Below are 26,131 nucleotides of genomic sequence, written 5' to 3'. Positions count from 1 at the left end.
TCGTCAGCTTTTGGAAAACTGATCGAAAGCATTCGATTGCCTCGTTACGCTCGACGGACGGGGTTTTCTTTTTTTAGCCGTTCGCGCAGTACTTTCTTCAGGTACCGGCGGATGGTTCGGCGGTTTTCAATCTGGATGCGAAAAATAACGGATTGTCCGAACAGCGATATACCGGCATTGATGACAATCAGGCTGTAGGTTCCGAGCAAAAACCACCGATTGAATGGTTCGCCGGAATGTTTCAGGTGAGCGGCTTCGCTGAACACACACAATCCATACCCAATCAGGACTAAACTGAAAGGGGCCAGCAGAAGCCATTTGGTGCGCGTACTCATCCGTTTGATGAGCCGTCGACCGGGCGGTTTGGAAGGAGCTACGGCCATCGGATTCGATTTCAACATGGATCAAAGCTCTAATTTAACAGACTAAATCACATTTTGTCATTTAATCTGTCAATAAATGCGCAATAAACCCCCAACGGAATTAGTTTTCGGTTCCGTGGAGGGTGTGTTCCCTTGGTATGAAACAGCTCATCAGCTTTATTTTACGAACCGTACCGCGCCCGGTTTTGCAGCGCATCAGCCACTACGCCATGAAAGCGATGGTGGTTTTTTACCGGGGCAACGCGGTTGAATGCACGGTATGCCGCCACCATTTCCGCGAATTTATGCCGTATGGCCGGAACATTCCGCGGCCCAACGCCCTGTGTCCGAACTGCCTGGCGCTGGAACGGCACCGGCTGATGAATCTGTATCTGCAACGAAAAACCAATTTCTACCGCGACCCGCTGAAAGTGCTGCACGTTGCGCCGGAACACTGCTTCATCGACCGGTTTGAGAAATTGCCCAATCTGGATTACATCACGGCCGATATCGAATCGCCCCTGGCCAAAATCAAGATGGACATTCACCAGATTCCGTTTCCTGACAACACGTTCGACGTGGCGTTTTGCAACCATGTGATGGAACACGTCGACGACGACGCCAAGGCCAGTAGCGAGTTGTACCGCGTGCTGAAACCGGGCGGCTGGGCCATCATCCAGTCGCCGATTGATTATAACCGCCCTACCACCTTCGAAGATCCGACCATTACGGACCCCAAAGAACGCGAACGCCTATTCTGGCAGAGTGACCACGTCCGGCTGTTTGGTCGTGATTATGCCCAGCGGCTGGCCAAAGGCGGTTTTACGGTGGTAGAAGACCGGTTTGTGTTCGAGCTGCCGAAAGAAGAAGTCCAGCGGTTTTCGTTACCCGCCGGAGAAATTATTTACCTCTGTAAAAAGTAATTTCCTAGGCACCTTCGACCGGATACGGCCCTTCGGAAAACCGGGTAGCGTGGTATCCCTTCACGCCAATCTGTCGGGCCAGGGAACTTTGTACGGTTCCGCCCGCTTTCAGCCGGTCGATGACGGCCTGGAAGTCGTGCCGGGGTTGCCAGCCGAGTTCTCTTCTGGCTTTTTCGTTTACATACACCCGATCGATGCTGGAGAAGAATTGCCAGCCTCTACGGTCGTATTCAGCCTTGTAACCCGCCACCCGCCTTTCCAGAACACCGGGCGCATCTGTCCGCAAATCCACCATATCCGCCGGCAGAAAGGGCGTGGTCGCACTGATGATGTAGGTTCCGAACCTTAGGGATTGGGCCCGTTCGGCCGCCAGCAGGTGGGCGCTCACCGCATCTTCCAGATCCACGCGCCGGAACAGGTATTCGTTAGCTTTCAGATTATCGTCGGCAAAGGCATCCCGCGCGCCTTTGTGGTCGTCGTCTTCCGGAAAAAACCGGGAGGTGCGCAGCACCACGCAGGCCAGCCCGAAGTTTCGGGAAAAGAGCTGACAGAGGTTCTCGGCGGCTGCCTTGGTGACCCCGTAAATATTTTTCGGAACCGGCGTTACCTCCTCGGTGATCCAGGCCGCGGGCTCCCCGGCGGGCGGCACCAGCGCATCCCCGAAAACGCTGGTCGTACTCGTGAAGACAAACTGCTGTACACCCGCGGCCACGGATTCCTGCAATAGATTCAGCGTTCCGGTGATGTTGGTGTCGATAAAATCCTGAAGACGATGGGTTGCCACGTGCGGTTTGTGCAGCGTAGCCGCGTGAAAAACCGTATCGACGCCCGCCAAACTGCTTTTGACAAATGCCCGGTCGGTGATCGAGCCAACCCGCGTGGTAAACGGCGATTCCCGCACATCAAGACCCACCACCTCCCGGTTCGATTGCTGCAACGTGCAGACCAGTGCCTCGCCCAGGTGGCCGGCGCTTCCGGTGACTAGAATTTTCATACGGCAATTTACAAAATGCCCCGGATTACGACGGATATTCCAGATTTGCGCCCGTTTCCTGATGGCCTTTGGGTTCGCGCAACCGTTTCCAACCCTCGCTTAAAAACCCGATTCCGTATCCCATCAATTGCACAAAAGCCGCTTCAATACTCAGGAAAGCCACTTTCCAACTCTTCTCTTTCCGGTAAGCGTCAATCAGAATCAAGACCGAAAACAGCAGCAAAACCGAAACTGCCAGCGCGAACAAAACCGGGTGAACGAAAAACCAGAGCGGAACCGAAAAAACGAAGAGGGTAAAAAGCGCGGGAAAGGTGTGCACCAGCCGAAGTTCTTCCGGAAAAAACCGGGCGATGTTGATGCGGGCGCGGCCGAAAAACCGGGTCTGGCGGTAAAACTGGCCGAGGCTGGTGCGTCGTTTGTGGTAAATAAACGCTTCGGGAAGCAGCCCGGTTTTGAAATTATGTTCGATGATGCGAATGGCAAACTCGATGTCCTCGCCCATCCGACTGATTTTGTAGCCCCCGATGGTCTGGTAAACCTGCCGCGAGAAGCCCATGTTGAAACTGCGCGGGTGAAATTTACCACCCAGATTTTTCTTGCTGCCGCGAATTCCGCCGGTTGTAAACGGCGAGGTCATCGAGTAACTGATGGCTTTCTGAACGGGGGTGAAACTCGGGTGAGCGGCATCCGGACCTCCGTAGGCATCCAGCCAATCGGTTTTCAGGCGGTTTTCCAGCGTTTCGAAATAATGCGGTGGTGCGAGTGCATCGGAATCAAAAATCACGAAATAATCGCCGGTGGCGCGTTTAAAACCGTGGTTCCGGGCGAAACCCTGCCCACCGTTCGGTTTGAAATAATAGTGAATGTTCAGGCGGTTTTTAAACGGCTCCACTACCTGGTCCGACCGGGTAACGGACCCGTCTTCCACCACCACGATTTCGTCGGGCACCCGGGTTTGCCGGCACAGGCTGTCGAGCAGTTCGCGCAGCTCCTCCGGGCGGTTGTAGACGGGGATGATGACGGAAAAACGAATCGTCATGGCAAACGGTTTAATGTCAAAGGGATAAATCCGTTGAATCTCTCTTCCAGCCAATGCGCTAATTCCTCCACCGAAAAAACCAGCGCATCCGGCTCTAAGGTCCGCAACTGTTCCGGCTCGGCGGTTGCGGCCCAGGCTGCCGCAACCACGGGAACACCGGCTTCGCGGCAGGCGGTGATGTCGCTGGGTGCGTCGCCCACGTAAACGACCTCCTCCGGTTTCAGGTCCCACGCCGTCAGGATGCGCCGGATGTTTTTTGCTTTGTGCCCTTTCGTTAAATCGCCGTGTCCAACCTGCTCGAAAACGTCCTGGATCTGGTAAAACGCCAGCGAAATCATGGCACTTTTGAGCGCCTTTCCGGTGACGAGCGCCAGCCGGATTTGTCGTTGTTGCAGGTCTTTGAGCAGTTCCGGAATCCCGTCAAACAAGCTGGGCACATCGGAATGAAACGAAGCGTAGTGGCTGTGGTAGGCGGTTAAGCCTTCGTCAAAACGCTCCGGAATCAATTCTTTGATGGTTCCCTCCTCCGACGGCCCAAAAGTCGCGATGATTTCGTCATCGCTAACCGGGCGGTTCAGATGCGGTTCAATGGCTTTCCGGAAGGCTTTGATGCAGAGGGGAAGCGTATCGGCCAGCGTCCCATCAAAGTCAAAAATGACGGCTTTCAACAGGTCCTGCTTCATGCCGCTTCAAGCACTTCTTTCAAGGCTTCTTCATTGGCCTCAATGACCTGATCGACCAGCTCGTCCGTCAGCGCTGCCGACAGAAACAAACTTTCAAACTGTGAGGGAGCCAGATACACCCCCCGCTTCAGCATGGCCTGAAAGTACCGCCCGAACAACGGTAAATCGCAGGTTTTGGCATCAACAAAATTTGAAACCGGCCGCTCGGTCATGAACAGCGTGTACATGGAACCGAGTTGGTTGATTGTAAAGTCCAGCCCCAGTTTAACCAGTGATTCCCGAAAACCGCTCACCAGTCTTTCGCCGGTTTTTTCCAGCTGCTGGTAGATTTCAGGGTATTCGTTCAGGTGTCGCAGCATCGCCAAACCCGCCGACATGGCAATTGGATTGCCGGATAACGTACCGGCCTGATACACCGGCCCGGCAGGCGACACCAGATCCATGATTTCTTTCCGGCCGCCATACGCACCGACGGGCATTCCTCCACCAATGATTTTGCCCAAGGTGGTCAGGTCGGGACGGATGCCGAAGCGTTCCTGCGCCCCGCCCTTCGCCAGGCGAAAACCAGTCATCACTTCGTCGAAAATCAGCAGAATCCCGTGTCTGTCGCATACGTCACGCAAGCCCTGCAAAAAACCGGGATCAGGCAGCACGCAGCCCATGTTACCGACGACCGGTTCCAGAATGACGGCGGCTACCTGGTTGATATTCGCGTTCAGCAGTTTTTCAACGGCGCCCAGGTCATTATAGGGCGCGGTCAGGGTGTCCGAAGCGGTGGCCTTGGTAACCCCCGGACTGTCGGGCGTACCCATCGTAATGGCCCCACTGCCGGCCGCAATTAGAAACGAATCGCCGTGCCCGTGGTAACACCCTTCAAATTTAATCAGTTTATCGCGGCCCGTAAAACCGCGCGCCACCCGGATGGCCGCCATCGTCGCTTCGGTGCCGGAATTTACCATCCGCACCTTTTCCACCGACGGCACCATCTCCACAATCAACTCGGCCATTTCGACTTCTTTCCGTGTCGGAGCGCCGAACGAAAACGAGTGCTGGATGGCTTCCCGGACGGCTTCTTCCACCGGCTCGAAGGCGTGGCCCAGAATCATCGGGCCCCACGAATTGATCAGTTCAATGTAGCGGTTTCCGTCTTCATCAAACAGGTAAGGTCCCTTGGCGGATTTGATAAACAGCGGGTTTCCACCCACGGCCCGAAACGCCCGAACCGGCGAATTCACCCCGCCGGGAATTAATGTCTTTGCTTTCTCAAAAAGTTGCTCGCTCGTTGTCATGCTTTCAATGAGTGAATGAGTGATTGAGTGATTGAGTGAATAGGATCGAAGATCACACGTTTAACGGCGGCAGCTATTCACTCATTCGATCATTCACTCATTCAAAATTAAGTTCAGTTCACTCACTTGGCCAGCACAAACCGGGTTCCGTCGAATTTGACGATGGGAACGACCTGGTTCTCGTTGCTGGTCGAATAATCGTAGCCCGACAGCAGATAGCCTTCTTCGGGTACGGTTTTTAACTGCGACCGGTTGATAAGCTGCCCCCGGCTACGCGCCAGCGCCCGGCCAAAAAATAGCAGCATATCGTAGCCCTGGTAGGCGTAGGTCGATGGAATCAGGTTGCGCTGCTCCAAATACTGTTCCCCAAATTCGACCGGTTCCGGGCGCTGCGAATCGACAAATTCGGGATACACCAGGTACAAATCGCTTTTGGAAAAAACCGACAAGGAAGCCCTATCGAAATCAAATGCTGAAGAGGTGGCAATCACCGGCACCGCAACGGCGCGCTGGGTAAGCAGCCGGAGCAGCTTCGGCCCCATGGCCTCCTCGGAACTCACCAGAAAAATATGGCCCGGTTTGGTTGCTTCCGACAGCCGGATGGTTTCAACCTCGGCCGCACTCACCTTTCGAAAATCCGATACAGCGTACCCCACCCGCTTCAGTTCGTTCTGGTACAGTGCCGCCAGCGTCGAATCTTTGCGGGTGTTCCCGTAGTAAATAGCGGCTTTGCGGTTCATGGACAGGGTACGGGCAAAGGCTGCGGTTTTCACCGCCTGCTGGTTCAGGGAGGGCGACGCCAGAAATGCCAGCGGCTGATTGATGATCAGTTCGCTGCTGGTTGAAATCGGATTGACCAGGAGGATGTTATTCTGGCTGGCAAACTCGGTCGCCAGCCGGTTCGGTTCGGCATACAGCGGACCAATCAGTAAATCATTCTGCGCAAAACCCGGGTTGTTCAGCAACGCAGTCATCTTCGTCACGTCGTTGTCCACGTCGTACGCAAACAGATTGACCGTGATGCCCTCCGATTGCAGCTTCATTTTAGCCAGCCGCATGCCGTTGTACAAATCCAGTGCGTACTGGTTGGAACGGGCGTTGTCCTGCGGATTGATTTCATTGACGCGAAACGGAAACAGCACCCCTACGTTGTAATAGCCTTTGTTGCGGTTTTTCTCCGGTTTGGTCGTCGAACCGGAAGCCGATTCCGGGGAAACCGGGCGGACCATACCCGGCACGCCAAACCGGTTGGTTAACCGGTCCGACAACTCCAGATCCGCCGTCGAGGTCGATGAGCGCTGAATCTGGTCGATCAACACCAGAGCCAGCTCCCGGTTATTCGGAAACTCTTTCTGCATCGCTTTCAGGCGGTTCAGATCGTTGATCTGGACGAAATAATACGTTTGCAGTTTACTGAGCTCCGGTTTCAGCGCCGGATCGTTGATGCGGTTCAGACTTTCAATGCCTTCTTCGTATTGCCCATTTTCAAAATGGGCCGATCCCAGCAGGTAATACGCATCGTCCATTTTTTTCCAGTCCGGAAACCGGTCGATCAACTGCCGCAGCATCATGCGCGATTCTGGAAACCGCTTTTGGTCGAAATCGGCCAGGGCGTGGTAGTAATGGGCAAACGGCGCAATGCCACCCGTCCTGCTATCGGTCAGGGGCCGCAATTCCGCTTTGGCTTTCACGTACTCTTTTTGCTGAATGAAACGCACGGCTTCCTTCAACCGGCGATCAGCCTGGTCGGACTGCGCCAGCGTCATGGGTGCGTTCGCCCACCAAAGTGCCAGCAAACTGAAAAACCGGAAACCGGCCGAAGACGCAAAAATCCTGTTCATCTGATTCGGGTAAGAAGCGTGGCACAAAACTAACAAAACCAACGCAGTCGCGTTGGTTTTGTTATAGAGAAGGCGAAAAAGGGGCTTATTTTTTCGTCCGTTTTTTGGCTTCCTCAGCCTGTTTCTTCGCATCCTCCGCCTGCTGGAGCGAGCGCTGGAGAATTTCCTGAAACTTCGATTTTTTCACATCGCCCTTGGCAAACTTCTTCCGGTTTTCTTCCAGAACCGTCTTGATCTTATCCTCATCGACAAACTTGCGAATCAGCAATTGCTGGGCAATGGTAACCACGTTCGACACAAAGTAATAGAACGTCAAACCCGCCGGGAACGAGTTCAGCACAAACATGAACATGAGCGGAAATACGTAGCTCATGGCCTTCATGTTGATCGGGCTGTTGGGCTGGGCGGGCGTCATCTGGTTGTTGTAATACGCATACGCCAAACTTGAAGCCGTCATGAAGATCGTGAACAGGCTCAGGTGCGAGCCCAGAAACGGAATCGCGAACGGAAATTTAATAAAGGAGTCGTAAGTCGATAAGTCGCTCGACCACAGAAATTCTTTCTGCCGCAGTTCGATCAGGTTCGGAAACAAAAAGAACAGCGACATCAGAATCGGCATCGTGGCCAGCACCGGAATACAACCACTCAGGGGACTGACGCCCACCTGCTGATAGAGCTTCATGGTTTCCTGCTGCTGTTTGGCCATGTCGTCGCCAACTTTCTCCCGAATTGCGTTCACCTCCGGCCCCAGCACCCGCATTTTCGCCATGCTGACGTACGAACGGTAGGTCAGGGGCGTCAGCAGCAGTTTCACAAACACCACCAGCGCAATGATCAGCAAACCGTAATTGGAAATGAATTTTTCGAGAAAGTTGAAAACCGGCACAAAAAAGTACTTGTTGACGGGCTTCAGGAAAGCGTACCCCAGGTACACGTTCCGGTCGAATTCCGGAGCCACTTCGTCGAGCAGCTGGTAGTCGTTCGGGCCGAAATAAAACCGGTAATTGCCCTTGCCGCTTCGGACATCCGCCATCGGAATCAGGACATCGGCAATGGCGGTTTTTACGGTGCTGGAATCGTCCGGATTCACGATGGTTTTAAAAACCGCCTTCTTAAGCGGGCTGTTCTCGGCCACAAAACCGGCCAGAAAGTACTTATGCTTGATGGTGAACCACTTGACCGGTTCTTCCAGGGTCGCTTCCTGATCGCTGGCGCCTTCGGTCAGCCCGTCGAAATTCTCGTCGGCCGACAGGTAATTGATGGTGGCGGATTTGCGGTTTTCGGCCAGATCGTTCTCGAACTGACGCATTTTATCCTGCCACAAAAACCGGATATCCGTGTTTGAAACGACGTTGTCCAGGCCGTTCAGTTTCAGGTCATAATCAACGACGTAGCCCGTGGCCGGAATCGTGTAGGTCTGTTCCACCGATTCGGTGGGCGACAGCGCCAGTTTGAACGTCACGGTTTGTCCAGTTCCCTGAACGCTCGACTGGGCCGGGCTGGTGGTGGTAAAAAATAATTTCTCCACATTGACCTTGCCGCGGCTGGTGGGCAGTTCGAGCGCCATTTCGGTGCTCTGCTCATTCAGAAGTACCAGCGGTTTCTGGTCGTAGGTTGTATACTTTTTGAGCAGAACTTCTTTCACGCGTCCCCCCTGCGTACTAAACGTCACCCGGATATCGGGGTTTTCAACGACAATATCCTGGCTCTGGCCGGTGGCGGCAGTGGCAAAATCACCGTAAAGTTTCCGGGAGGCTGCCGAATCCAGGGGAGCTTCGGCTTTTTGAGCGGCTGGTAGTGAGGGAGCAGACGTTGCTTTTTCCTGTTCGGGCTTCAGTTCCGGAGCGGGCTTCGGCATCAACAACTGATACCCCAGCAACATTCCCAGAATCAAGACAATACCAATAATTTGATTACGATCCATTTTTTTGGTTTAAAGTCCAAGGGTTAAGGATTAACGTGGCTAACGAGCTCTTCAAACGTTAAACCTTAACTCTTGAACGTAATATTTATTCCGCAAAAGTACGGATAAGCCAAGGCTTAACCAACATTCGCCGTGGAGTCAACCATCCGTTTATCCTGAGAATGAACCTGTGACGCCCGCACAAACTCCACAAAGAGCGGATGCGGATCCATCACCGTGCTGCGGAGCTCGGGGTGAAACTGCACGCCGACAAACCAGGGATGGTTTTTCAATTCCACAATTTCCACCAGGCCGGTTTCGGGGTTGATGCCCGTCGGCACCATGCCGGCTTTCTCAAACTGGCTGATGAATTCGTTGTTAAACTCGTACCGGTGGCGGTGGCGCTCACTGATCTGCGCTTTGCCGTAAACCTGGAACGCCAGCGAATCTTTCTTGATCTTGCAGGGATACGCGCCCAGCCGCATCGTGCCGCCTTTGTTGGTCACCTTTTTCTGGCTTTCCATCATGTCGATAACCCGGTGCGACGCATTTGGGTTCATCTCGGCGGAGTGGGATTCGTTCCAGCCCAGCACGTTCCGCGCAAACTCGATGCAGGCACACTGCATCCCGAGGCAAATGCCAAAAAACGGAATGCCGCTTTCGCGGGCAAACCGAATGGCGTTAATTTTGCCTTCAATTCCGCGTTCGCCAAAACCGGGAGCCACCAGAATTCCGTCGAGTTCGCGCAGACGCTCGGCCACCTGCTCATAATCGCCCAGAGTTTCCGACTGAATCCACTCGATGTTCACCTTGCACTCGTTTTTGGCTCCGGCGTGGATAAATGCTTCGGCGATGGATTTGTAGGCATCGCGCAGTTCCACGTATTTCCCGATCAGCCCGATGGTCACGGCGTCCGTCGGATTTTTCAGGTGGCTCAAAAACTCCTTCCAGCTATCGAGGTCGGCGTCCTGATCGTTGTAGAGATCAAGCATGTACAACACCCGCTGATCGAGTTTCTCTTTCCGCATCAGCAGCGGAACGTCGTAAATCGTTTCGGCGTCGATCGCTTCAATGACAGAATTGACCTGGACGTTGCAGAACAGGGCAATTTTCCGGCGAATGTCGTTGGGCAGCGGATGCTCAGTGCGGCACACAATGATGTCGGGCTGAACGCCGTTTTCGAGCAACATCCGAACGGAGTGCTGCGTCGGTTTGGTTTTCAGCTCACCCGCCGAGGCCAGGTACGGAATCAGGGTCAGGTGAACCACCAGCGTGTCTTTTTCGCCCAGTTCAAACTTCAACTGCCGAACGGCCTCCACAAACGGCAGCGATTCAATGTCGCCCACACATCCCCCGATTTCGGTGATGATGATGTCGTATTCGCCCGTTTCACCCAGCAGCCGGATGTTGCGTTTGATTTCGTCGGTGATGTGCGGCACCACCTGCACCGTTCGCCCGAGGAAATCGCCCTTGCGTTCGCGCGTAATGACGTTGTTGTAAATCCGGCCCGTTGTCACGTTGTTGGCCTGCGAGGTCCGGATGTTCAGAAAACGTTCGTAGTGCCCCAGATCGAGGTCGGTTTCCGCGCCGTCGTCGGTGACGTAGCATTCGCCGTGCTCATAGGGATTGAGCGTACCGGGGTCAATATTAATATAAGGATCAAACTTTTGAATCGTGACCGACAGGCCGCGAGACTGAAGCAATTTAGCCAGCGAAGAAGCAATAATGCCCTTGCCTAAGGAAGAAGTTACACCGCCCGTAACGAAAATGTACTTAGCGGTTTTCTGACCGGATGGAGCCATGTCTGAAAACGAATTGGGATTGTTACGGGATATAAAAGTACGGAAATTTCCGGACAATTGGCGGGCGTCGGGCGATAAAAAGTTAACAATACCCAGTAATCGACTGACAGTCAGCGAACGTTGTGCCTACGCAACAGCCGCCACCTTGTTGTATTTGTTTCGGTATTCGATTGGCGACAGTCCCGTAATCTTTTTAAAGATCGTCCGGAAGGCTTTGGTATCCGAATAACCCACATCATACATGATCTCGTTGACGTTTTTCTGGCTGATTTCCAGGTTCTTCTTAGCGGCTTCAATCTTCACCCGCTGGATGTATTCGGCCACGGTGTTGGAGGTGGCTTTCTTAAACCGGCGTTCGAGATTCCGGCGACCCAGCGCGTTCATGTCGGCCAGCTGGTCAATGGTGATCTTGTCCTGAAAATTGTTTTCGATAAACTCCTGCGCCTTCTTCACCGGTTCGTCCTCGTGCTCTTTCTGCCCCTGAAAAATCGTGAACGGCGACTGGCTTTCGCGGTCGATTTCAATGGCAAATACCTTGGCCGACAGCACGGCAATATCCCGACCCGCGTATTTTTCGATGAGGTACAAAATCAGGTTGAGGTACGAAAACGCGCCCCCGCTGGAATAAATCCCCAGTTCGTCGGTAATGATTTTCTCCGTCACCAGATTGACTTCGGGAAACAACTGGCGGAAGTCGTTGGTCGCCAGCCAGTGGGTCGCGCAACTCCGGCCGTTCACCAACCCGGTCGAAGCCAGCAGAAAAGCCCCCAGACACAGACTGGCCACCTCCGCGCCCCGATGGTAGTGCTGCGTAATCCACGGAATAAAATCCCGGTTTTTTTCGATGGCCAGCCGCAGATCGCCGTCGAGCGCCGGAATAATGATCAGATCGGTTTTGGTGACTTCGTTCATGGTTACATCCGCGTGCGCCGTAAACAAGCCGCCACACAGGGGGGTCTCTTTCGAAAGACCAACCAATTGAACCTGAAACATGGGAGGTGCCCCTTTCGCGGCAAAAAACTGGTTGACCTGCGTAAACAGTTGGCGGGTGCCTTCCAGGCTACCTAAAATAGCTCCCCGGGGAACTAAGATCGATATATGTTTCATACTGCCAAAAGTAAAGGAATGTCCTGTCGTAAACAACCCCTCAGAATGCCGTGTTTACCCCCGCTCCGACTCAATTTATTCCGGTAGGTTTGTAGGGGTGACGAGCCCGCAGCGGAAGGCGGTTTTTGCGTCGTATGGTCCGAAAACCGGTTGCCGAAAATTGATTAACCGGTTTTTGTTCCGGCGGTAAATTCACCCGACAAGGCAAAACCGCCGGGACCCGATCCCGTTTTTAACCGTACCAGTCTGCTCATGAAAAAACACGTCCTGTTCATCCACAGCGCTGGTCCCCAGGGGGCTCGCGCGGGCAGTGGTGAACTGGTAGCCAGCCTGCAGAAAATGCTAGGGCCTGCCTACCGGGTGCACTACCCCACCCTGCCGGATCCGGACAATCCCCGCTACGACCGCTGGAAAATGCAGGTGGAGCACGAACTCGACCGTTTAAGCGGTGAAGTGATTCTGGTGGGTCATTCGCTGGGTGGTTCCGTTCTGGTAAAATACCTATCGGAGGAACCCCTGAAAAAACCGGTACTTGGCGTGTGCATCATCGCGGCTCCGTACTGGGGCGAATCGGGCTGGAAAAGCCGGGACTTTGCCCTCCGGAAATCGTTGCCCCAGCTCGCCCAGGTACCGCGAATTTTTCTTTTTCACAGCCGCGACGACGAAGTGGTTCCGTTTTCACACCTGGCTCACTATGGCGAGCGGATTCCGGCGGCCACGCTCCGGGTCCTGAATCACCGCGGCCATTTGTTTACCGAAGGCTGTGCAGAACTGGCCGACACCATCCGTCAGCTATCCAAAAAACCGCACCGAAAAAAAACCTTTAAAACCCCGTTTTCAAAGGGCGCCTGATGGGTCCATTCCGTGGCAAAATTGTCGCAAATCCCCCTGCATCTTGCCGCAATCACGGACGGCTTCAGGACCGGTTTCGAGCTAGATTTGCAACGTCAATCGTTAATCAATCACCACAAACCAAACCTTATAGCATGGCACGTTTCAATCCCTACCTGAATTTTAACGGAAATACGGAAGAAGCTTTTACGTTTTACAAATCCGTTTTTGGCGGAGAGTTCGCCATGCTCCAACGATTCAACGAAACGACGGAAGCCGATAAGGTGTCGCCCGAAGATGGGGACAAAATCATGCACATTGCCCTGCCGCTCGGCAATGACACCATTCTGATGGCCACCGACGCGCTGGACAGCCGGGGGCAAAAGCTGGTCGTTGGAACTAACGTTTCGATTGCCATCAGCGCCGATACAAAAGAAGAAGCCGATCAGCTATTCAAGGCGCTTTCCGCCGGTGGTCTGGTTGAAATGCCCCTGGAAACCACATTCTGGGGTGCCTATTTCGGTATGCTGACGGATCAGTTCGGCATTCAGTGGATGGTGAGCTACGATCAGAATTACGCGGCCTAATCGCTCACGGACGACACAGTAACAACAAATCCATGAACACCACTGGCCCGGATAGCTGAAAGAAAACCGCCCGAATGCTCGGCTACCGAAAACCGGCCAACGTAAACCTGGAAGGTCTATACGACCTTCCAGGTTCGATTTGCAGATCAAAACCACGAGCCAACGAAAAAGCCCGAAAAGCATGGTGGAAGTATTTAAAACCGATGTCAACGACCGGCGCCACGCGACGAGCCTGATCACCCAGATTCATCTATCGTTCCGGGGGTATGCGGCCCACTTTGACCTCGAAGACTGTGATAAAATTCTGCGCATCCAATCCGTCACCGGTTTGGTCAATACTTCGGGCATCATTGAAATCGTGCAGCATTACGGTTTCAAGGCGGAAGTCCTGCCTGATTGACCCGCTATGCCGTAATTTTCGGGCCGATTGGTTATCTTGTGCTTCCAAGCCCAAACCCCGTCAGCCTCTTCCATGCGCCAGCGTTTCCACCGTTTCAGCGACCCGGTTTTCCAGAAACTGCTGCTGGTTCTGTCCCTGCTTTTCTCGATTCTACTCGCTGCATCCCAAACGGACGAACTTCCCAACCGCAGCTGGAGCATCTACAAGGCCGATGCCGCCAGCACCAGCTATTCGGCGCTAGACCAGATTACGCTCGACAACGTCGGTCAGCTTCAACTGGCCTGGACCTTTCCGTTCCGGGATGCGCTGCCCAACGCCCGGGCCGGAAGCAGCGAATGCAATCCCATCATCGTTGACGGAGTCCTGTATGCCACTTCGGCCCGGCACCGGGTGTACGCGCTCGATGCCTCGGCCGGCGGGCAAAAGTGGTCGTTCGATCCGTTCGATGGCGGTTTGGGCGGTGGCGTCAGCCGGGGTGTGACGTATTGGGAAGACGGTTCCGACAAACGGATTTTGGTTACGGGGGGTGATGTGCTGTTTGCGCTGGACGCCCGCACCGGAAAACCGGTCCCGGGATTTGGTAAAAAAGGACAAGTCAGCATGAATGTCGGCCTGCGCGACGACCCCAAAACCATTTCGGTCATTCCAACCTCGCCCGGTATTGTCTACCAGGACTTGCTGATCATGGGCGCGGAGGTGTCGGAATTGTACGGCGCCCAACCTGGTTACATCCGGGCGTACAACATCCGAACCGGCAAGCTGGTCTGGACCTTCCACACCATTCCGCTACCCGGTGAGCCCGGTTACGAAACCTGGCCGAAAACCGCCTACACCTACGCCGGTGGGGTCAACGACTGGGCCGGTATGAGCGTGGATACGCAGCGCGGTATGGTCTTTCTGGCGCTGGGTTCACCCTCCTACGATTTTTACGGCGCCGACCGGAAAGGCCAGAACCTGTACGGCAATTGTGTGGTGGCGCTCGATGCCAAAACCGGAAAACACATCTGGCATTTCCAGACCGTCCACCACGATCTGTGGGACTACGACCTGCCGGCTCCGCCGAATCTGGTGACGGTGGTACGAAACGGCCCCGACGGTCGACCCCGAAAAATCGATGCCGTGGCCCAGATCACAAAACACGGTTTTGTGTTTGTGTTCAACCGCGAAACCGGCGAGCCCCTGTTTCCGATCGAAGAACGGAAGGTTCCGGTGTCCCACCTGCCCGGCGAAGAAGCCTGGCCCACGCAACCGGTTCCGCTCAAACCCAAACCGTTCGCCCGCCAGTGGATGACGGAAGCGGATCTGACGGCTTATTCACCGGCCGGCCATGACTCGATTGTGAAGAAATTTCGCTCCATGCGTTACGAAGGGCTGTTTACCCCACCCGATCTGAAAGGCACCCTGATGTTGCCCGGTACCCGGGGTGGGGCCGAATGGGGCGGTGCTGCCTACGATCCCGGTACGAGTTTGCTCTACGTCAAATCCAACGATTCGCCGGAAATTCAGTCGATGCAGAAAGTAGATCCTGAAAAAGAAGCCCGCGACCAGACGGTTTTCGATCAGGGGCAAAGCCTCTACATGACCTACTGCGTAAGTTGCCACGGCAAAGACAAGAACGGCGACGAACCGACCTATCCGTCGTTGATCGGCCTGCGAAACCGCATGAGTCGGGAAGCGGCCCTGACGAAAATTAAACAGGGGGGCGGAAAAATGCCCGCTTTTGCCAGCGTGGTGAAAGGGAAAGAGCAGGCCATCCTTTCGTTTCTGTTCGACCGCGTGCGGAATTCCAGCAAAGTAACCAAACTGGAAACTGGGCAGACGCAGAAAGGAGCCGACAAATACCTGAACCTGACGGCATACGGGCATTTCCGCGATTCAAAAGGCCACCCGGCGCTAATACCGCCCTGGGGAACGCTAAGCGCCATTAACCTCAACACCGGCGATTACGCCTGGCAGGTTCCGCTGGGCAATGATCCGGATTTGCAGGAAGCCGGCGCGCCGGAAACCGGGCTGGAAGGTTCGGCGGGCCCCATTGTAACGGCGGGCGGTTTGGTGTTCATCAGCGGCACCGAAGACCGGAAGCTGAAAGCCTTCGACAAAGCGACCGGCAAACTGGTCTGGGAAACCACCCTGCCGGGCATTGCCAACGCCACGGCCTCCACGTACGTGAGCGGAAACCGGCAATTTGTGGCCTTGTCCGTCGGGGGCAGCAAGGAAAATCCGGCCGGTTACATCCTGGCGTTTGCGCTGCCGAACCACCAGCCAACCCGTTAGCTCAGCCGATCCTTGAAGCTCTCGTAGCCGTACGTTTTCACCAACCGGAAGGTGTTGTCTTCCTGCCAGATTCCGATGGAAGGCAGGTTAACACCGTTAAACGTACTGGTTTTCACCATTGTGTAGTGAATCATGTCATCAAAAACAATGCGGTCACCCACTTGCAGGGGCGCATCGAAACTGTAATCGCCCATGAAATCCCCGGCCAGGCAGGTCATGCCGCCAAAGCGGTAGGTCGGTTTTCCGGCCACGGGCTCGTGGTACGAATTCAGGATGCGGGGTTTGTACGGCATTTCGAGCGTATCGGGCATATGAGCGGCAAAGGAAGTGTCGAGGATAGCCACATCAATTCCCTGACTATCAACCAAATCAAGCACCGTCGAAACCAGCACGCCCGTTTGCCAGCCAATGGCCGAACCGGGTTCCAGAATCACCTGCACCTCGTATTTTTGCCGGAAGGTCGTCAGGAGTTGAACCAAGTGATCGGTGTCGTATCCTTCCCGCGTCATCAGGTGACCTCCGCCCATGTTCACCCATTTCGCCTGGTGCAACAGGTCCGAAAACCGGCTTTCCAGGGCTTCGAGCGTGCGTTCCAGCGTGTACGAATCGTTCTCGCAGAGGGTGTGAAAATGAATGCCTTCGATTCCGTCGGGCAGCCGATCCCCGATCAGATTGCGCGTAACGCCCAGCCGCGAACCCGGCACGCAGGGATTGTACATATCCGTGGCAACTTCCGAATACTGCGGATTGACCCGAATGCCGCAGGAAACCCCCGTACCGAGCGCCCGGTTTTTAAACCGCTCCCACTGACTCAGCGAGTTGAAGGTGAGGTGGCTGCTGCGCGCCAGAATTTCGTCAAACTCGTCGTCCCGAATTGCCGGAATATAGGTATGCGCCGGAACGCCCATGTACTCGTTCACCAATTTGATTTCGTTGAGCGAGCTGGCGGTGGCACCACCCAGGTATTGCTTCACCAGCGGAAAGGCGCTAAACATCGAAAAGCCTTTCAAGGCCAGAATAATCCGGATGCCAGCCTGTTGCTGAACGGAATCGATCAGAGCGAGATTAGCGCGCAGCTTGCCTTCTTCCAGAACAAAACAGGGGGAGGGAATTTGGGTGAAGTCGATCATCAGAAAGGGAAAACGTCGATGGATGGCTTTTTAAACCACAAAAATAGGGAAAACCGTGGTTTGCTAACCATAAAAAACCCCCGCCGGTTCCGGGCCAGCGGGGGTTAGTCACGTCTATCACTTCTTATCTGCGTTTATTCCGAGAGCGCAAAAACCACCGGCAGCGTATACTTCACCCGCACCGGCCGGCCCGATTGTTTGCCCGGCTGCCAGTTGGGCATTTTCTTCACCACCCGCAGGGCCTCTTCGTCACAGCCAAACCCGACGCCTTTCACCACCGACACATCCACAATACTTCCGTCGGTGTTGACGACAAATTGCAGGTAAACCTTGCCGGCTATATTGGCCCGCGACGCCTGGGGTGGGTAATTCAGGTTCTTTTCCAGAAATTCGGCCATTTTTTTGGCGCCCCCCGGAAACTGCGGATTTTGCTCGACGGCAATGAAAACCTCGTCGGTTTTGCGTTCTACCTTAATGGCTTCCTCCACCGGGGCCGGGCCGGCGCTTTCGGTAGGTGCTTCGATGACATCGAGTGCGTTCGGGTCGCCTTCCTGCGTCTTGTCACTCGACACCCTGTCCTCCAGATCTTCCACCGTTGGCACCGTCACGTCGTCCGGCGCTTCGGTCACCACCTCGACCGGCAGGTTCCGGATCGTGGGCACCTGCGGCAACTCCACTTTGGGCGGGGGCACCACCACCGGGGGCTCTTCCTGCGGCAGCGTTTTGATGTCTTCCAGAATTACTTCGTTCATAAACTGGTCCGGCGTTTCAGCCGGTTTCAGGCGGTTGTAGAGGGTTGGGGTAGCCAATGCCGCACCAAATAAGGCAATTCCCAGCCAGAGGGCCCGGCTGGCACTTTGGTTGTAAAACCGGCGTAGATCGTAAGCACCATACAATTTGTTGCGGTTTTCAAAGACGATGTCGTCCAGCGTGGCAACCTTCAGTTGTTCGGGTGTCATGATTGTAGGTTATTAAGAGTGATACAAATATATATCAGAAAATTATATATACAAGTTTTCAATAAAGTAATTTCGTTTTTCCCAAATCTTTTTGGTATATAACCAGCTATTAATTCCGATGAGACGTCGTGCTTTTCCGTTTGGCCCCGGCATTTGGTTGCTCCTGGTTTGCCTGTTCAGCGCTGCTGCCTGGGCGCAGCCCCGGGGTGTCGCGTATTCGAAGCGGTTTCTGGACTCGCTGCAACGGGATACGTTTCGGTACTTCTGGGAATTGGGCGACAACGCGCACGGCCTGATTCCGGATCGGTATCCCTCGCCTTCGTTTGCGAGCATTGCCGCCACCGGTTTTGGTCTGACGGCCTACGTCGTTGGGGTTGAACGGGGGTATGTGAGCCGCCAGCAAGCCGCCGAACGGACGTTAAAAACACTCCGGTTTTTTCACAACGCCCCCCAATCGGCAGATGCGAAAACCGCCACGGGACACCGCGGTTTTTTCTACCATTTTCTGGATATGAAAACCGGTCACCGGTTCAAACAGGTCGAATTATCGACCATCGACACGGCGCTGCTGCTGGCCGGAATGTTGAGCAGTCAGCGGTATTTCTCGAATGCTAGCGCCCCGGAAAAAGAAATCCGGCTGCTGGTCGACCGGATTTACCGGCGGGTCGACTGGCAATGGATGCAGGTACGCAAACCGCTGGTGTCGATGGGCTGGCATCCCGAAACCGGGTTTATCCCATCAGACTGGAAAGGCTATAACGAAGCGATGATTCTGTATGTGCTGGCGCTGGCCTCGCCCACGCATCCGGTCGGGCCCGAAGCCTGGACCGCCTGGACCGCCACCTACGACTGGCAGGACTTTCAGGGCTACACCCACCTCAATTTCGATCCCCTTTTTGGGCACCAGTATTCCCACATCTGGATCGACTTCCGGAGCATCAGGGATGTTTACATGCAGCAGAAGGGAAGCGACTACTTTGAAAACAGCCGCCGGGCCACGCTCGCCAACCGCGCGTATTGCCTCCAAAACCCGGGAAAATTCAAAGGATACGAAACCGACAGCTGGGGTTTGACGGCCTGCGACGGCCCCAAAGATACCGTGATCAGCGGGCAGGCATTTTTCTCGTACCGCGCCCGCGGAGCCGCAGGCACCCAGATTGTCGATGATGGCACCATTGCTCCCACCGCAGCGGGTGGTTCGATGCCGTTTACGCCCGAGGAGAGCATTCGGGCGCTTCAACGGATGAAATACCGGCACGGCCCCAAAATCTACGGGCCATACGGTTTTAAAGATGCTTTTAACCTGACCTATCCCGGTCAGTGGTTCGATCAGGATTACCTCGGCATTGACAATGGCCCCATCCTGCTGATGACCGAAAATTACCGCACCAACCTGATCTGGAACCTGATGATGCAACATCCGACGCTCCGCAAAGGTCTGCTCCGCGCCGGTTTTCGGGGAGGATGGCTGAAAGGATGATGGATGAATGATGATTGATGAATGATGAACGATGAATGGGCTGACGCTCGCAATCCATCGTTCATCATTCATCCATCATCATTCCTTTTCAACGCTCAGGGGCTGGTTGACTTCGTCCTGAACGGGGAGGCCTTGTTGGTTCATTTGCTCGATGAACGGATCGGGGTCGAGTTCTTCGCAATTCCAGACGCCCGGTTTCATCCAGATTCCTTTCAGCATCAGCATTGCGCCGATCATTGCCGGAACGCCGGTGGTGTAGCTGACGGCCTGGCCGCGCACTTCCTTGTAGGTTTCGGCGTGGTCGCAGTTGTTCCAGATGAAATACGTTTTTTCCTGACCGTCTTTGATGCCTTTGATCTGGCAGCCAATCGAGGTCTGGCCCGTATAATTTTCGCCCAGCGAATCGGGGGGGGGCAGCACGGCTTTCAGAAACTCCAGCGGCACGATGTCCATGCCCTGAAACGAAATGGGTTTGATGCTCGTCATGCCCACGTTCTCCAGCACCTGAAGGTGGGTGATGTACTGCTGCCCGAACGTCATCCAGAACCGGGCCCGCTTCAGGGTCGGGAAGTTTTTCACCAGCGATTCCAGTTCTTCGTGGTACAGCACGTAGGATTCTTTCGGGCCGATTCCGGGGTACTCGATTGGTTTGTGAATCGACATGGCCGGAATTTCCACCCATTCGCCATTTTCCCAATACCGCCCCGGCTGGGTGATTTCCCGAATGTTGATTTCGGGGTTAAAATTGGTGGCAAATGCCTTACCGTGGTTGCCCGCGTTGCAGTCGATAATGTCCAGGGTGTGCATTTCATCGAACTGGTGCTTGGCGGCATAAGCCGTGAATACCTGCGTCGCTCCCGGATCAAAACCGCAGCCGAGCAGGGCCATGATTCCGGCTTCCTTAAACCGCTCCTGATATGCCCACTGCCAGCTATACTCAAATTTGGCAACGTCCTTGGGTTCGTAGTTGGCCGTGTCGAGGTAATGCACGTTGGTTTCCAGGCAGGCATCCATGATGGGCAAATCCTGGTACGGCAAAGCGACGTTGATGACCAAAACCGGCTGAAACTGCTTGATGAGCATCACCACTTCGGCCACAATGTCGGCATCGACCTGCGCCGTTTTGATTTCAACGCCGTGCATATCCCGGATTTCGGCGGCAATTTTGTCGCACTTGGTTTTGGTTCGGCTGGCCAGCAGAATGTCGGTGAAAACCTCTGCATTCAGCGCGCACTTGTGAGCCACCACACTGCCGACTCCTCCGGCACCAATAATCAGCACTTTAGCCATTGATCGAAGACTGTTTAGGATTTGTGGCCCACCGTTGATGGGCCGGCATCGTTGATTGAACAAATTCGCGCAAAGATAGCCAGACCCGTCGCGTTCTTGCCAGAAATCAATAAAAAAGATTGTCCCCGGTTTTTGAATAAGATTCCGGCTGTTCACTAGGACAAACCCGGTCCATTTACTATATTTGATAACTAGGCCAACTATCCATCAAACTCAAACCCATTCCCCATAACGTTATGAAACTGAACAGCTCTACCGGTTCTTTTGAACTGCAAATAAAGGGATACGGCGTTAAAGGAAGCAACTGGCGGGACCGCAACAGCCTGCTGTGCGAGCTTTCGACCGAATGGCAGAAAGAGTTTCACAAGCAGTCGGCCCCCCTGCATACTTGGGAAATCAAGCGGCTCATCAACGGCCTCAAACTGCTCGGGAACCGGGCGATCAACCACGTAACGGTGTCCTTTGCCGAACCGGGTTTGAACGTGGAAGCGACCTGCCTGCCCAATGAGCATTATCATTTACAGATCCAGCTCGATCACGCCCTGACGCCCTCCTGGCACCCCTACCCCGATTTTCCGCTGCTGATGGACGTTACGCTGACCCGGTTTCAACTCCGCGAAGCCATCCGGGATTTAGTCCGACAACTCGCGCTGTTTCCCGAACGGTAATCGTTTTGCACAACGTATCATATGTACCGTTCACTACCTTTTATTAACAACTTGTTGACGGTTTTTCCGATAATGGTCGCATATTTCGCCAAGTAATCCCTAACTTTGGTGTGATAATTCCTATTTTGTTGAAATCAATCAGATCAAAACCGGCAGGATCTACGCTGGTGAGTTGTGAATAATTAATGGTAGAAGTTCGAAAAAGAAGTCGTACTCAGACGATGGCCCGCATTCTTCAGGCCGTCGGTGAAGTGATCGCGGAGCGGGGTACCAATCGGATTGGAATCAATGCAGTAGCCGAAAAAGCAGGAGTTAACAAAGTGCTCATTTACCGGTACTTTGGTGGTTGGGAAGGTCTGATGCAGCGGTTTTTGCAGGAAGGCAGCATTCTGGCCAAATACAACAACCAGTTTCTGGAAAGTGCGGTAGTCAGCGAAGGCGCATCCGGCCACCAGAACCGCGTTAACTACCTGATTGGTTTACTGCGTGAACTCAGAGCCCGGACCTCGGCCCAGGAGATGTTGAAATGGGAAATGAGCAACCCCGGTTTGTGCGTGAGTCAGAAACTGGCAACCACCCGCAATGAATCGTACCAGAAGGTCATCGAAAAATTCTTTGCGGATGAAAACGAAGACCTCACGGCCGTCAGCGCCGTTCTCATCTCGGGCATTACGATGCTGCTGCTGATGGCGCCCAGCCAAAGCCAGTTCATGAACGTCGACCTGAAATCTGAGGAAGGCTGGCAACGCATTGAACAGGCTATTCAGCAGGTTTACAAAGCGTTGGAATAAGGTACGGTTTTCAGTATACGGTTTTCAGTTTACACCGGGTCACCGGGACTGACGCATTCCAAATCGTGCGTCAGCTACTGAAAACCGTATACCGAAAACCGGATTACAGTTTAAAAATTCCCGAAACGTATTTGGCTTCTACTTTGGCTCCGCGTTTGGCGGTGGCGGAAGCAATGTCGATTTCCCAGATGTACGTTCCTTCGGTGTAGCTGGTCACCGGCAGATACACTTTCCCGTTATCAACCGGAAACGTCAGCGTCGTGCCACCCTGACCCGCGTGGGCCGGAATTCCGCCCGTTACATCTTTGATCGTTTTGGTGTTGAGGTCGATCAGCACCACACTCAGGTCCACATCCTGGTAGGCCCACTGCCCGTTTGCCAGCGGAAACCGGCCCATTTCGGCCAGCACCAGCCCGTTGCCCACGTACTGGCTGAAGTATAATTTCCGGTTGTTCGAAATGTTGTCCAGGTTAAAAAAGTACGATTGATCGAAAACCGTCTCGCCATTCTTAATCCGCAGAAAACCGGACGGTTTGGTGCGCTGCGAGAATGTATAGCCCGAAGAAGCGACCGTATAGATATCTCCGTTCTCGGTTTTAATCAGGCCGTTGCTGCTGTTGAATGCACCCGCCGGGCCGGTGCGCGTATCCTTGATGACCTTTTCCAGCACAAAAGCCGGATACGAATAAACGGCGACGTAGGCCGTGTCCGTAAATGTAGTCTGGAAATCGGCCCGGTTTTGGAGGTAATACGACACATACGCCTTGCCATCCCGCACCCGAATGCCCGACGGCCAAACCTGGTCTTCTTTGAACAGCGGGGCCAGCGAGCTTTTCACCTGGCCGCTCAGTTTCAGATCACTGGCGGTGGCGGTGTAAAAAATGGCCTGCCGGTTTTCGGCCGCCGTGCGCGGAATCTGAACGCCCGCCAGGGTGTTGTCATCGACGGTCGTGATGACCTCAAACGTTTTATCAAACGTCACGCTGCCTTTCTCGGTCAGCTTGTTCGAGCCGTCGAGGGTGTAGCCTACCGCCGTCGGAACGCCCAGGCTGGCATCGCTCGTACCAATGCTGAAAATGGTTTTGCCCACCTGCGCGTAGGACCGGTAGCCCGGTTGTTCAATGCCCTGTCCGGCAATCGAAAGCGTGCCTTCCATCAGGGAAGGGGCCTGCAGCAGGTAGTCCGTCGATTCGTTGTTGCTTCCCTGCGCCCGCACCGCCAGTACGTACCCCCCCGAAGTAACCGGATCGGTGTCCACCGGATTGTCTCCCTTATCACACGAACTCAATGACACCAGGGCGCCTAAAGTCACCAGTGCCAATACTCCTTTGTTAAACATACTTCTGCGATTTAGATAGTTACTACTCCACTCATTTACTCACAAAATACCTGAATTTCAGGTAGAACGCCCGACCCGGTTTTGGGAGTCGGTAGTTGTCAAAAAGCTCGGCGTCGGTCAGGTTCCGGCATTCGGCCGACAGGTTATACTTGCCGTTTTTCAATCCATAGGAAACGCTCAAATTCTGAGAAAGTTGCCGGGGAATGACCATTTTTGAGTCCCGGCTTCCCAGGCTCGGCCACTTCAGGTAATACGCTTCCACAAAATTAACGTTCCAGTTGACCGCCAGCGTGGCATCGGCCGCGCCCACGTTCCGGAACGCCAGTCCCGCATCGGCATTTCCGAAAAAGTACGGAATATTCGGCAGGCGATCTTTGTAGATGTAGCTTACGTACGAATCCCCCCGTTCGTATTGGGTGTTGTTGATCAGGTTCTGGTAGGTCACGTTTGCGCCGACGCTGAACCGGTTTTTGTAGTAATAATGAACATCGCCGTCGATTCCGGTCGTGAGTGCGTCGCGCAGGTTGACCGACTGCACTTTGATGCCGCTGATCTGGGGCCGGATGTAATCGTTGGCCCGGCGGTAAATCAGGTTGGCTTCGGCGGTGATCCGGTGGTCGGCTCCTTTCCGGAGGACGTAATTCGCGCCCAGGTTCACGTTATCGCTGCGTTCCGGAAGCAGGCCCACGTTGGGATCGATGAACAAACCATCACCGAACAGTTCGCTGCCCTCCGGCAGTCGGTACGTGCGCTCATAGGAGGTTTTCAGTTGCAGCGTCGGCAGCACAAAATAGGTCGAGGCCAGCCCAAAACCGGGTTTGACAAACGCGCTCCGGTCTTTGGCAATGCGTTCGTTTTCGGTAAACAGATCCTTGATGCTGTACGATTCGGCCTCCATTCTGTACAGTTTTGCAAAAACCGTGGTCGTCCAGCGCTCCGAGTAATCGAATTTCCAGGCCAGACCAAGGACATTTTTAGCAACCTGCTGGGGGTAGTTTCGCAGCTCATTGGCCGGATCGAGCGGATCGTTACCCTTCCGGTGAAAATCGGTAAAGACGTAGTTCAGGGCCAGCGATTGCCGCTCACTCACCGTGTAGCTGACGTTCGCGTTGGCCAGCGTCACCCGGTCGCGGAACGTAAAAAACGAGCGGTTGAGCTCCCCTCCCGCATTCGAGCGAACCACGTACTCGCCCAGCCAGTTGTATTTCCGGCCCACCGTGTCGATAATCTCTTCCCGACCCGCGTTGTACGACGCATACAGGTTGACATCCAGCCCTTTCGTAAACAAATTGGCTTTCCGGTATTTCAGCGTTGGCATGAAAACCCGGTTCGTGCGGAACAGCTTGCCGTACACATTATCGATGGTAGCGCCGGTTTGCACATCCTTTTCACTGCCCGACGCAATCAGGCCCACGAGCAGGCGATCCGCAAACTTTTTGTCCACGACGCCCAGCTCCAGCTGAACCATCGCCGACTGGTACGTATCGTGAAACCGGCGGACGCGCCGTTCGCCGAGGTTCTGACCGGAGGCCAGTTCCAGGACGGGCGCCGTTACGCGGTAGTTGTTATCCGAGTAATTGTGAAACAGGTTGGCCTGCACCCGAAAACCGGTGCGCGGACTCGTATACCCGGCACTGAAGGCCGTGCGGTGCGTGTTGAACGAACCGTAGGAATACGAGGCATCGAGGAAATTGCGGGTCGTCTGGTTCGTCACAATGTTGACGGCCCCGCCCAGTGCGTCGGTGCCGAGCCAGACCGGCACTACGCCTTTGTACACCTCGATCCGTTCGGCCAGATTGATCGGCAGGTTGTTGAGCGACAGCGACGAACCGAAATTATCCATCGGAATACCATCCAGAAAAAACTTGACCTGCCGGCCCGAAAAACCGTTCAGCGAAAAATTGAAAGACGACCCCAAACCGCCTTCCTCCCGCACCCGGATGCCCGCCGTGCGGTTGAGCACCTGGTTCATGTCGGCATTGGCGTTGTAAAGGGCTTTGGCGTCAATGGCCGTTATGGCGTACGACTGCTCCCGCACCGCCTGCGTCTCGGTTTTTCCAATCACCAACACCTCGCTCAGCGTTTCGTCGGACGTCAGCACAACCACCGGAAGGGTCGTGGTTTTGCCCTCCTCCACCGTCACCGGAATCGTCTCCGTTTTGTGGGCCACCTTCGATACCACCAGGGTATAGGAACCGGCTGACGCCTTCAGTTCAAAACCACCATCGGAACCGGATGCCGTTCCGAATCGACTGTCTTTCAGGCGAATGGTGGCGTGTTCGTTGGGTTTCCCGTCGGCGTTCAGTACCAGCCCTTTTACAAAACCGTCTCCTGCTTGCGCGAGCAGATGCCCGGGCACAGCCAGCCCCAGAATCAGAACTAATCCCGGCCAACGGTTCATTTTTTTGCGCACGAAATTTCGTAGAAATTCCAATATTT

Annotated in this window: 22 protein-coding genes; 8 read left to right on the top strand and 14 right to left on the bottom strand. The window is 54.5% G+C overall.

Going from position 1 to position 26,131, the window contains the following annotated elements; genetic code table 11:
* Positions 1 to 44: 44 nt before the first annotated feature.
* A complete protein-coding gene (locus ACYVHX_RS18585; RefSeq protein WP_460673175.1) occupies positions 45 to 401 on the bottom strand; it encodes a hypothetical protein in 357 nt (118 codons plus the stop codon).
* A gap of 119 nt (positions 402 to 520) precedes the next feature.
* Between ACYVHX_RS18585 and ACYVHX_RS18580 the strand changes: the two genes are divergently transcribed.
* Positions 521 to 1,285: a class I SAM-dependent methyltransferase gene (locus ACYVHX_RS18580; RefSeq protein ID WP_460673174.1), complete on the top strand. Its 765-nt coding sequence runs from the start codon at positions 521 to 523 to the stop codon at positions 1,283 to 1,285.
* A 4-nt stretch (positions 1,286 to 1,289) separates the two neighbouring features.
* Here the strand turns inward: ACYVHX_RS18580 and ACYVHX_RS18575 are convergent, their stop codons facing one another.
* The 8 genes from ACYVHX_RS18575 to ACYVHX_RS18540 all read right to left on the bottom strand — a co-directional run bounded on the left by ACYVHX_RS18575 (position 1,290) and on the right by ACYVHX_RS18540 (position 11,943).
* Positions 1,290 to 2,279, bottom strand: a complete 990-nt coding sequence (locus ACYVHX_RS18575; protein ID WP_460673173.1) for an NAD-dependent epimerase/dehydratase family protein — start codon at positions 2,277 to 2,279, stop codon at positions 1,290 to 1,292.
* Positions 2,280 to 2,304: 25 nt separating this feature from the next.
* Positions 2,305 to 3,312: a glycosyltransferase family 2 protein gene (locus tag ACYVHX_RS18570; RefSeq protein WP_460673201.1), complete on the bottom strand. Its 1,008-nt coding sequence runs from the start codon at positions 3,310 to 3,312 to the stop codon at positions 2,305 to 2,307.
* A 2-nt stretch (positions 3,313 to 3,314) separates the two neighbouring features.
* The gene (locus ACYVHX_RS18565) at positions 3,315 to 4,001 is read right to left on the bottom strand and encodes an HAD family hydrolase (RefSeq protein WP_460673172.1); all 687 of its coding nucleotides are present in this window, start codon (positions 3,999 to 4,001) and stop codon (positions 3,315 to 3,317) included.
* Positions 3,998 to 5,290 carry a glutamate-1-semialdehyde 2,1-aminomutase gene (gene hemL / locus ACYVHX_RS18560; protein ID WP_460673171.1) on the bottom strand — a complete coding sequence of 431 codons (1,293 nt, stop codon included), beginning with the start codon at positions 5,288 to 5,290 and terminating at the stop codon, positions 3,998 to 4,000. Before hemL ends, ACYVHX_RS18565 begins: the two co-directional genes overlap by 4 nt.
* A 122-nt stretch (positions 5,291 to 5,412) precedes the next feature.
* Positions 5,413 to 7,131, bottom strand: coding sequence for a tetratricopeptide repeat protein (locus tag ACYVHX_RS18555; protein ID WP_460673170.1), 1,719 nt, complete (start codon positions 7,129 to 7,131; stop codon positions 5,413 to 5,415).
* A gap of 85 nt (positions 7,132 to 7,216) precedes the next feature.
* On the bottom strand, positions 7,217 to 9,055 hold the full coding sequence (gene yidC / locus ACYVHX_RS18550; RefSeq protein ID WP_460673169.1) for a membrane protein insertase YidC: 1,839 nt from the start codon (positions 9,053 to 9,055) through the stop codon (positions 7,217 to 7,219).
* Positions 9,056 to 9,171: 116 nt separating this feature from the next.
* Positions 9,172 to 10,836, bottom strand: a complete 1,665-nt coding sequence (locus ACYVHX_RS18545) for a CTP synthase (protein WP_460673168.1) — start codon at positions 10,834 to 10,836, stop codon at positions 9,172 to 9,174.
* Between the two features lie 126 nt (positions 10,837 to 10,962).
* The gene (locus ACYVHX_RS18540; protein WP_460673167.1) at positions 10,963 to 11,943 is read right to left on the bottom strand and encodes a GlxA family transcriptional regulator; all 981 of its coding nucleotides are present in this window, start codon (positions 11,941 to 11,943) and stop codon (positions 10,963 to 10,965) included.
* A 252-nt stretch (positions 11,944 to 12,195) separates the two neighbouring features.
* Here ACYVHX_RS18540 and ACYVHX_RS18535 point away from each other — a divergent pair, with 252 nt between their 5' ends.
* The 4 genes from ACYVHX_RS18535 to ACYVHX_RS18520 all read left to right on the top strand — a co-directional run bounded on the left by ACYVHX_RS18535 (position 12,196) and on the right by ACYVHX_RS18520 (position 16,035).
* Complete coding sequence (locus ACYVHX_RS18535) at positions 12,196 to 12,795, top strand: RBBP9/YdeN family alpha/beta hydrolase (RefSeq protein WP_460673166.1); 600 nt, start codon at positions 12,196 to 12,198, stop codon at positions 12,793 to 12,795.
* A gap of 134 nt (positions 12,796 to 12,929) precedes the next feature.
* Positions 12,930 to 13,361 carry a VOC family protein gene (locus ACYVHX_RS18530; RefSeq protein WP_460673165.1) on the top strand — a complete coding sequence of 144 codons (432 nt, stop codon included), beginning with the start codon at positions 12,930 to 12,932 and terminating at the stop codon, positions 13,359 to 13,361.
* Positions 13,362 to 13,542: 181 nt separating this feature from the next.
* Complete coding sequence (locus tag ACYVHX_RS18525) at positions 13,543 to 13,761, top strand: hypothetical protein (protein ID WP_460673164.1); 219 nt, start codon at positions 13,543 to 13,545, stop codon at positions 13,759 to 13,761.
* A gap of 72 nt (positions 13,762 to 13,833) precedes the next feature.
* Positions 13,834 to 16,035: an outer membrane protein assembly factor BamB family protein gene (locus ACYVHX_RS18520; protein ID WP_460673163.1), complete on the top strand. Its 2,202-nt coding sequence runs from the start codon at positions 13,834 to 13,836 to the stop codon at positions 16,033 to 16,035.
* Here the strand turns inward: ACYVHX_RS18520 and nspC are convergent.
* Positions 16,032 to 17,165 (bottom strand): carboxynorspermidine decarboxylase, encoded by a 1,134-nt coding sequence (nspC, locus tag ACYVHX_RS18515; RefSeq protein WP_460673162.1) that lies wholly within the window; start codon positions 17,163 to 17,165, stop codon positions 16,032 to 16,034. The genes ACYVHX_RS18520 and nspC overlap by 4 nt on opposite strands.
* A 134-nt stretch (positions 17,166 to 17,299) precedes the next feature.
* Positions 17,300 to 18,124: an energy transducer TonB gene (locus tag ACYVHX_RS18510; RefSeq protein ID WP_460673161.1), complete on the bottom strand. Its 825-nt coding sequence runs from the start codon at positions 18,122 to 18,124 to the stop codon at positions 17,300 to 17,302.
* 118 nt (positions 18,125 to 18,242) lie between these two features.
* Between ACYVHX_RS18510 and ACYVHX_RS18505 the strand changes: the two genes are divergently transcribed.
* Positions 18,243 to 19,604 (top strand): glucoamylase family protein, encoded by a 1,362-nt coding sequence (locus ACYVHX_RS18505; protein WP_460673160.1) that lies wholly within the window; start codon positions 18,243 to 18,245, stop codon positions 19,602 to 19,604.
* 78 nt (positions 19,605 to 19,682) lie between these two features.
* Here ACYVHX_RS18505 and ACYVHX_RS18500 read toward each other — a convergent pair whose 3' ends face one another.
* Positions 19,683 to 20,894: a saccharopine dehydrogenase family protein gene (locus ACYVHX_RS18500; RefSeq protein WP_460673159.1), complete on the bottom strand. Its 1,212-nt coding sequence runs from the start codon at positions 20,892 to 20,894 to the stop codon at positions 19,683 to 19,685.
* 236 nt (positions 20,895 to 21,130) lie between these two features.
* On the opposite strand from ACYVHX_RS18500, the gene ACYVHX_RS18495 reads away from it, so the two are divergent.
* Both ACYVHX_RS18495 and ACYVHX_RS18490 read left to right on the top strand, forming a co-directional pair.
* Positions 21,131 to 21,562: a WapI family immunity protein gene (locus tag ACYVHX_RS18495; protein ID WP_460673158.1), complete on the top strand. Its 432-nt coding sequence runs from the start codon at positions 21,131 to 21,133 to the stop codon at positions 21,560 to 21,562.
* 221 nt (positions 21,563 to 21,783) lie between these two features.
* Positions 21,784 to 22,353 carry a TetR family transcriptional regulator gene (locus ACYVHX_RS18490; protein WP_460673157.1) on the top strand — a complete coding sequence of 190 codons (570 nt, stop codon included), beginning with the start codon at positions 21,784 to 21,786 and terminating at the stop codon, positions 22,351 to 22,353.
* A 103-nt stretch (positions 22,354 to 22,456) separates the two neighbouring features.
* On the opposite strand, the gene ACYVHX_RS18485 is transcribed toward ACYVHX_RS18490, so the two are convergent.
* Complete coding sequence (locus tag ACYVHX_RS18485; RefSeq protein WP_460673156.1) at positions 22,457 to 23,692, bottom strand: DUF4374 domain-containing protein; 1,236 nt, start codon at positions 23,690 to 23,692, stop codon at positions 22,457 to 22,459.
* Between the two features lie 31 nt (positions 23,693 to 23,723).
* A complete protein-coding gene (locus ACYVHX_RS18480; RefSeq protein ID WP_460673155.1) occupies positions 23,724 to 26,093 on the bottom strand; it encodes a TonB-dependent receptor in 2,370 nt (789 codons plus the stop codon).
* Positions 26,094 to 26,131 lie beyond the last annotated feature (38 nt).

The organism is Larkinella ripae, from assembly GCF_054780775.1.
The sequence above is the reverse complement of the archived record's forward strand: the minus strand, read 5'-3'. Positions and strand labels throughout refer to the sequence as shown.

Bases quoted from the DNA above. Each gene is read 5' to 3' on its own strand.
- ACYVHX_RS18585 (WP_460673175.1), bottom strand. From the start codon at position 401: ATGTTGAAATCGAATCCGATGGCCGTAGCTCCTTCCAAACCGCCCGGT.
- ACYVHX_RS18580 (WP_460673174.1), top strand. From the start codon at position 521: ATGAAACAGCTCATCAGCTTTATTTTACGAACCGTACCGCGCCCGGTT.
- ACYVHX_RS18575 (WP_460673173.1), bottom strand. From the start codon at position 2,279: ATGAAAATTCTAGTCACCGGAAGCGCCGGCCACCTGGGCGAGGCACTG.
- ACYVHX_RS18565 (WP_460673172.1), bottom strand. From the start codon at position 4,001: ATGAAGCAGGACCTGTTGAAAGCCGTCATTTTTGACTTTGATGGGACG.
- hemL (WP_460673171.1), bottom strand. From the start codon at position 5,290: ATGACAACGAGCGAGCAACTTTTTGAGAAAGCAAAGACATTAATTCCC.
- ACYVHX_RS18555 (WP_460673170.1), bottom strand. From the start codon at position 7,131: ATGAACAGGATTTTTGCGTCTTCGGCCGGTTTCCGGTTTTTCAGTTTG.
- yidC (WP_460673169.1), bottom strand. From the start codon at position 9,055: ATGGATCGTAATCAAATTATTGGTATTGTCTTGATTCTGGGAATGTTG.
- ACYVHX_RS18545 (WP_460673168.1), bottom strand. From the start codon at position 10,836: ATGGCTCCATCCGGTCAGAAAACCGCTAAGTACATTTTCGTTACGGGC.
- ACYVHX_RS18540 (WP_460673167.1), bottom strand. From the start codon at position 11,943: ATGAAACATATATCGATCTTAGTTCCCCGGGGAGCTATTTTAGGTAGC.
- ACYVHX_RS18535 (WP_460673166.1), top strand. From the start codon at position 12,196: ATGAAAAAACACGTCCTGTTCATCCACAGCGCTGGTCCCCAGGGGGCT.
- ACYVHX_RS18530 (WP_460673165.1), top strand. From the start codon at position 12,930: ATGGCACGTTTCAATCCCTACCTGAATTTTAACGGAAATACGGAAGAA.
- ACYVHX_RS18525 (WP_460673164.1), top strand. From the start codon at position 13,543: ATGGTGGAAGTATTTAAAACCGATGTCAACGACCGGCGCCACGCGACG.
- ACYVHX_RS18520 (WP_460673163.1), top strand. From the start codon at position 13,834: ATGCGCCAGCGTTTCCACCGTTTCAGCGACCCGGTTTTCCAGAAACTG.
- nspC (WP_460673162.1), bottom strand. From the start codon at position 17,165: ATGATCGACTTCACCCAAATTCCCTCCCCCTGTTTTGTTCTGGAAGAA.
- ACYVHX_RS18510 (WP_460673161.1), bottom strand. From the start codon at position 18,124: ATGACACCCGAACAACTGAAGGTTGCCACGCTGGACGACATCGTCTTT.
- ACYVHX_RS18505 (WP_460673160.1), top strand. From the start codon at position 18,243: ATGAGACGTCGTGCTTTTCCGTTTGGCCCCGGCATTTGGTTGCTCCTG.
- ACYVHX_RS18500 (WP_460673159.1), bottom strand. From the start codon at position 20,894: ATGGCTAAAGTGCTGATTATTGGTGCCGGAGGAGTCGGCAGTGTGGTG.
- ACYVHX_RS18495 (WP_460673158.1), top strand. From the start codon at position 21,131: ATGAAACTGAACAGCTCTACCGGTTCTTTTGAACTGCAAATAAAGGGA.
- ACYVHX_RS18490 (WP_460673157.1), top strand. From the start codon at position 21,784: ATGGCCCGCATTCTTCAGGCCGTCGGTGAAGTGATCGCGGAGCGGGGT.
- ACYVHX_RS18485 (WP_460673156.1), bottom strand. From the start codon at position 23,692: ATGTTTAACAAAGGAGTATTGGCACTGGTGACTTTAGGCGCCCTGGTG.
- ACYVHX_RS18480 (WP_460673155.1), bottom strand. From the start codon at position 26,093: ATGAACCGTTGGCCGGGATTAGTTCTGATTCTGGGGCTGGCTGTGCCC.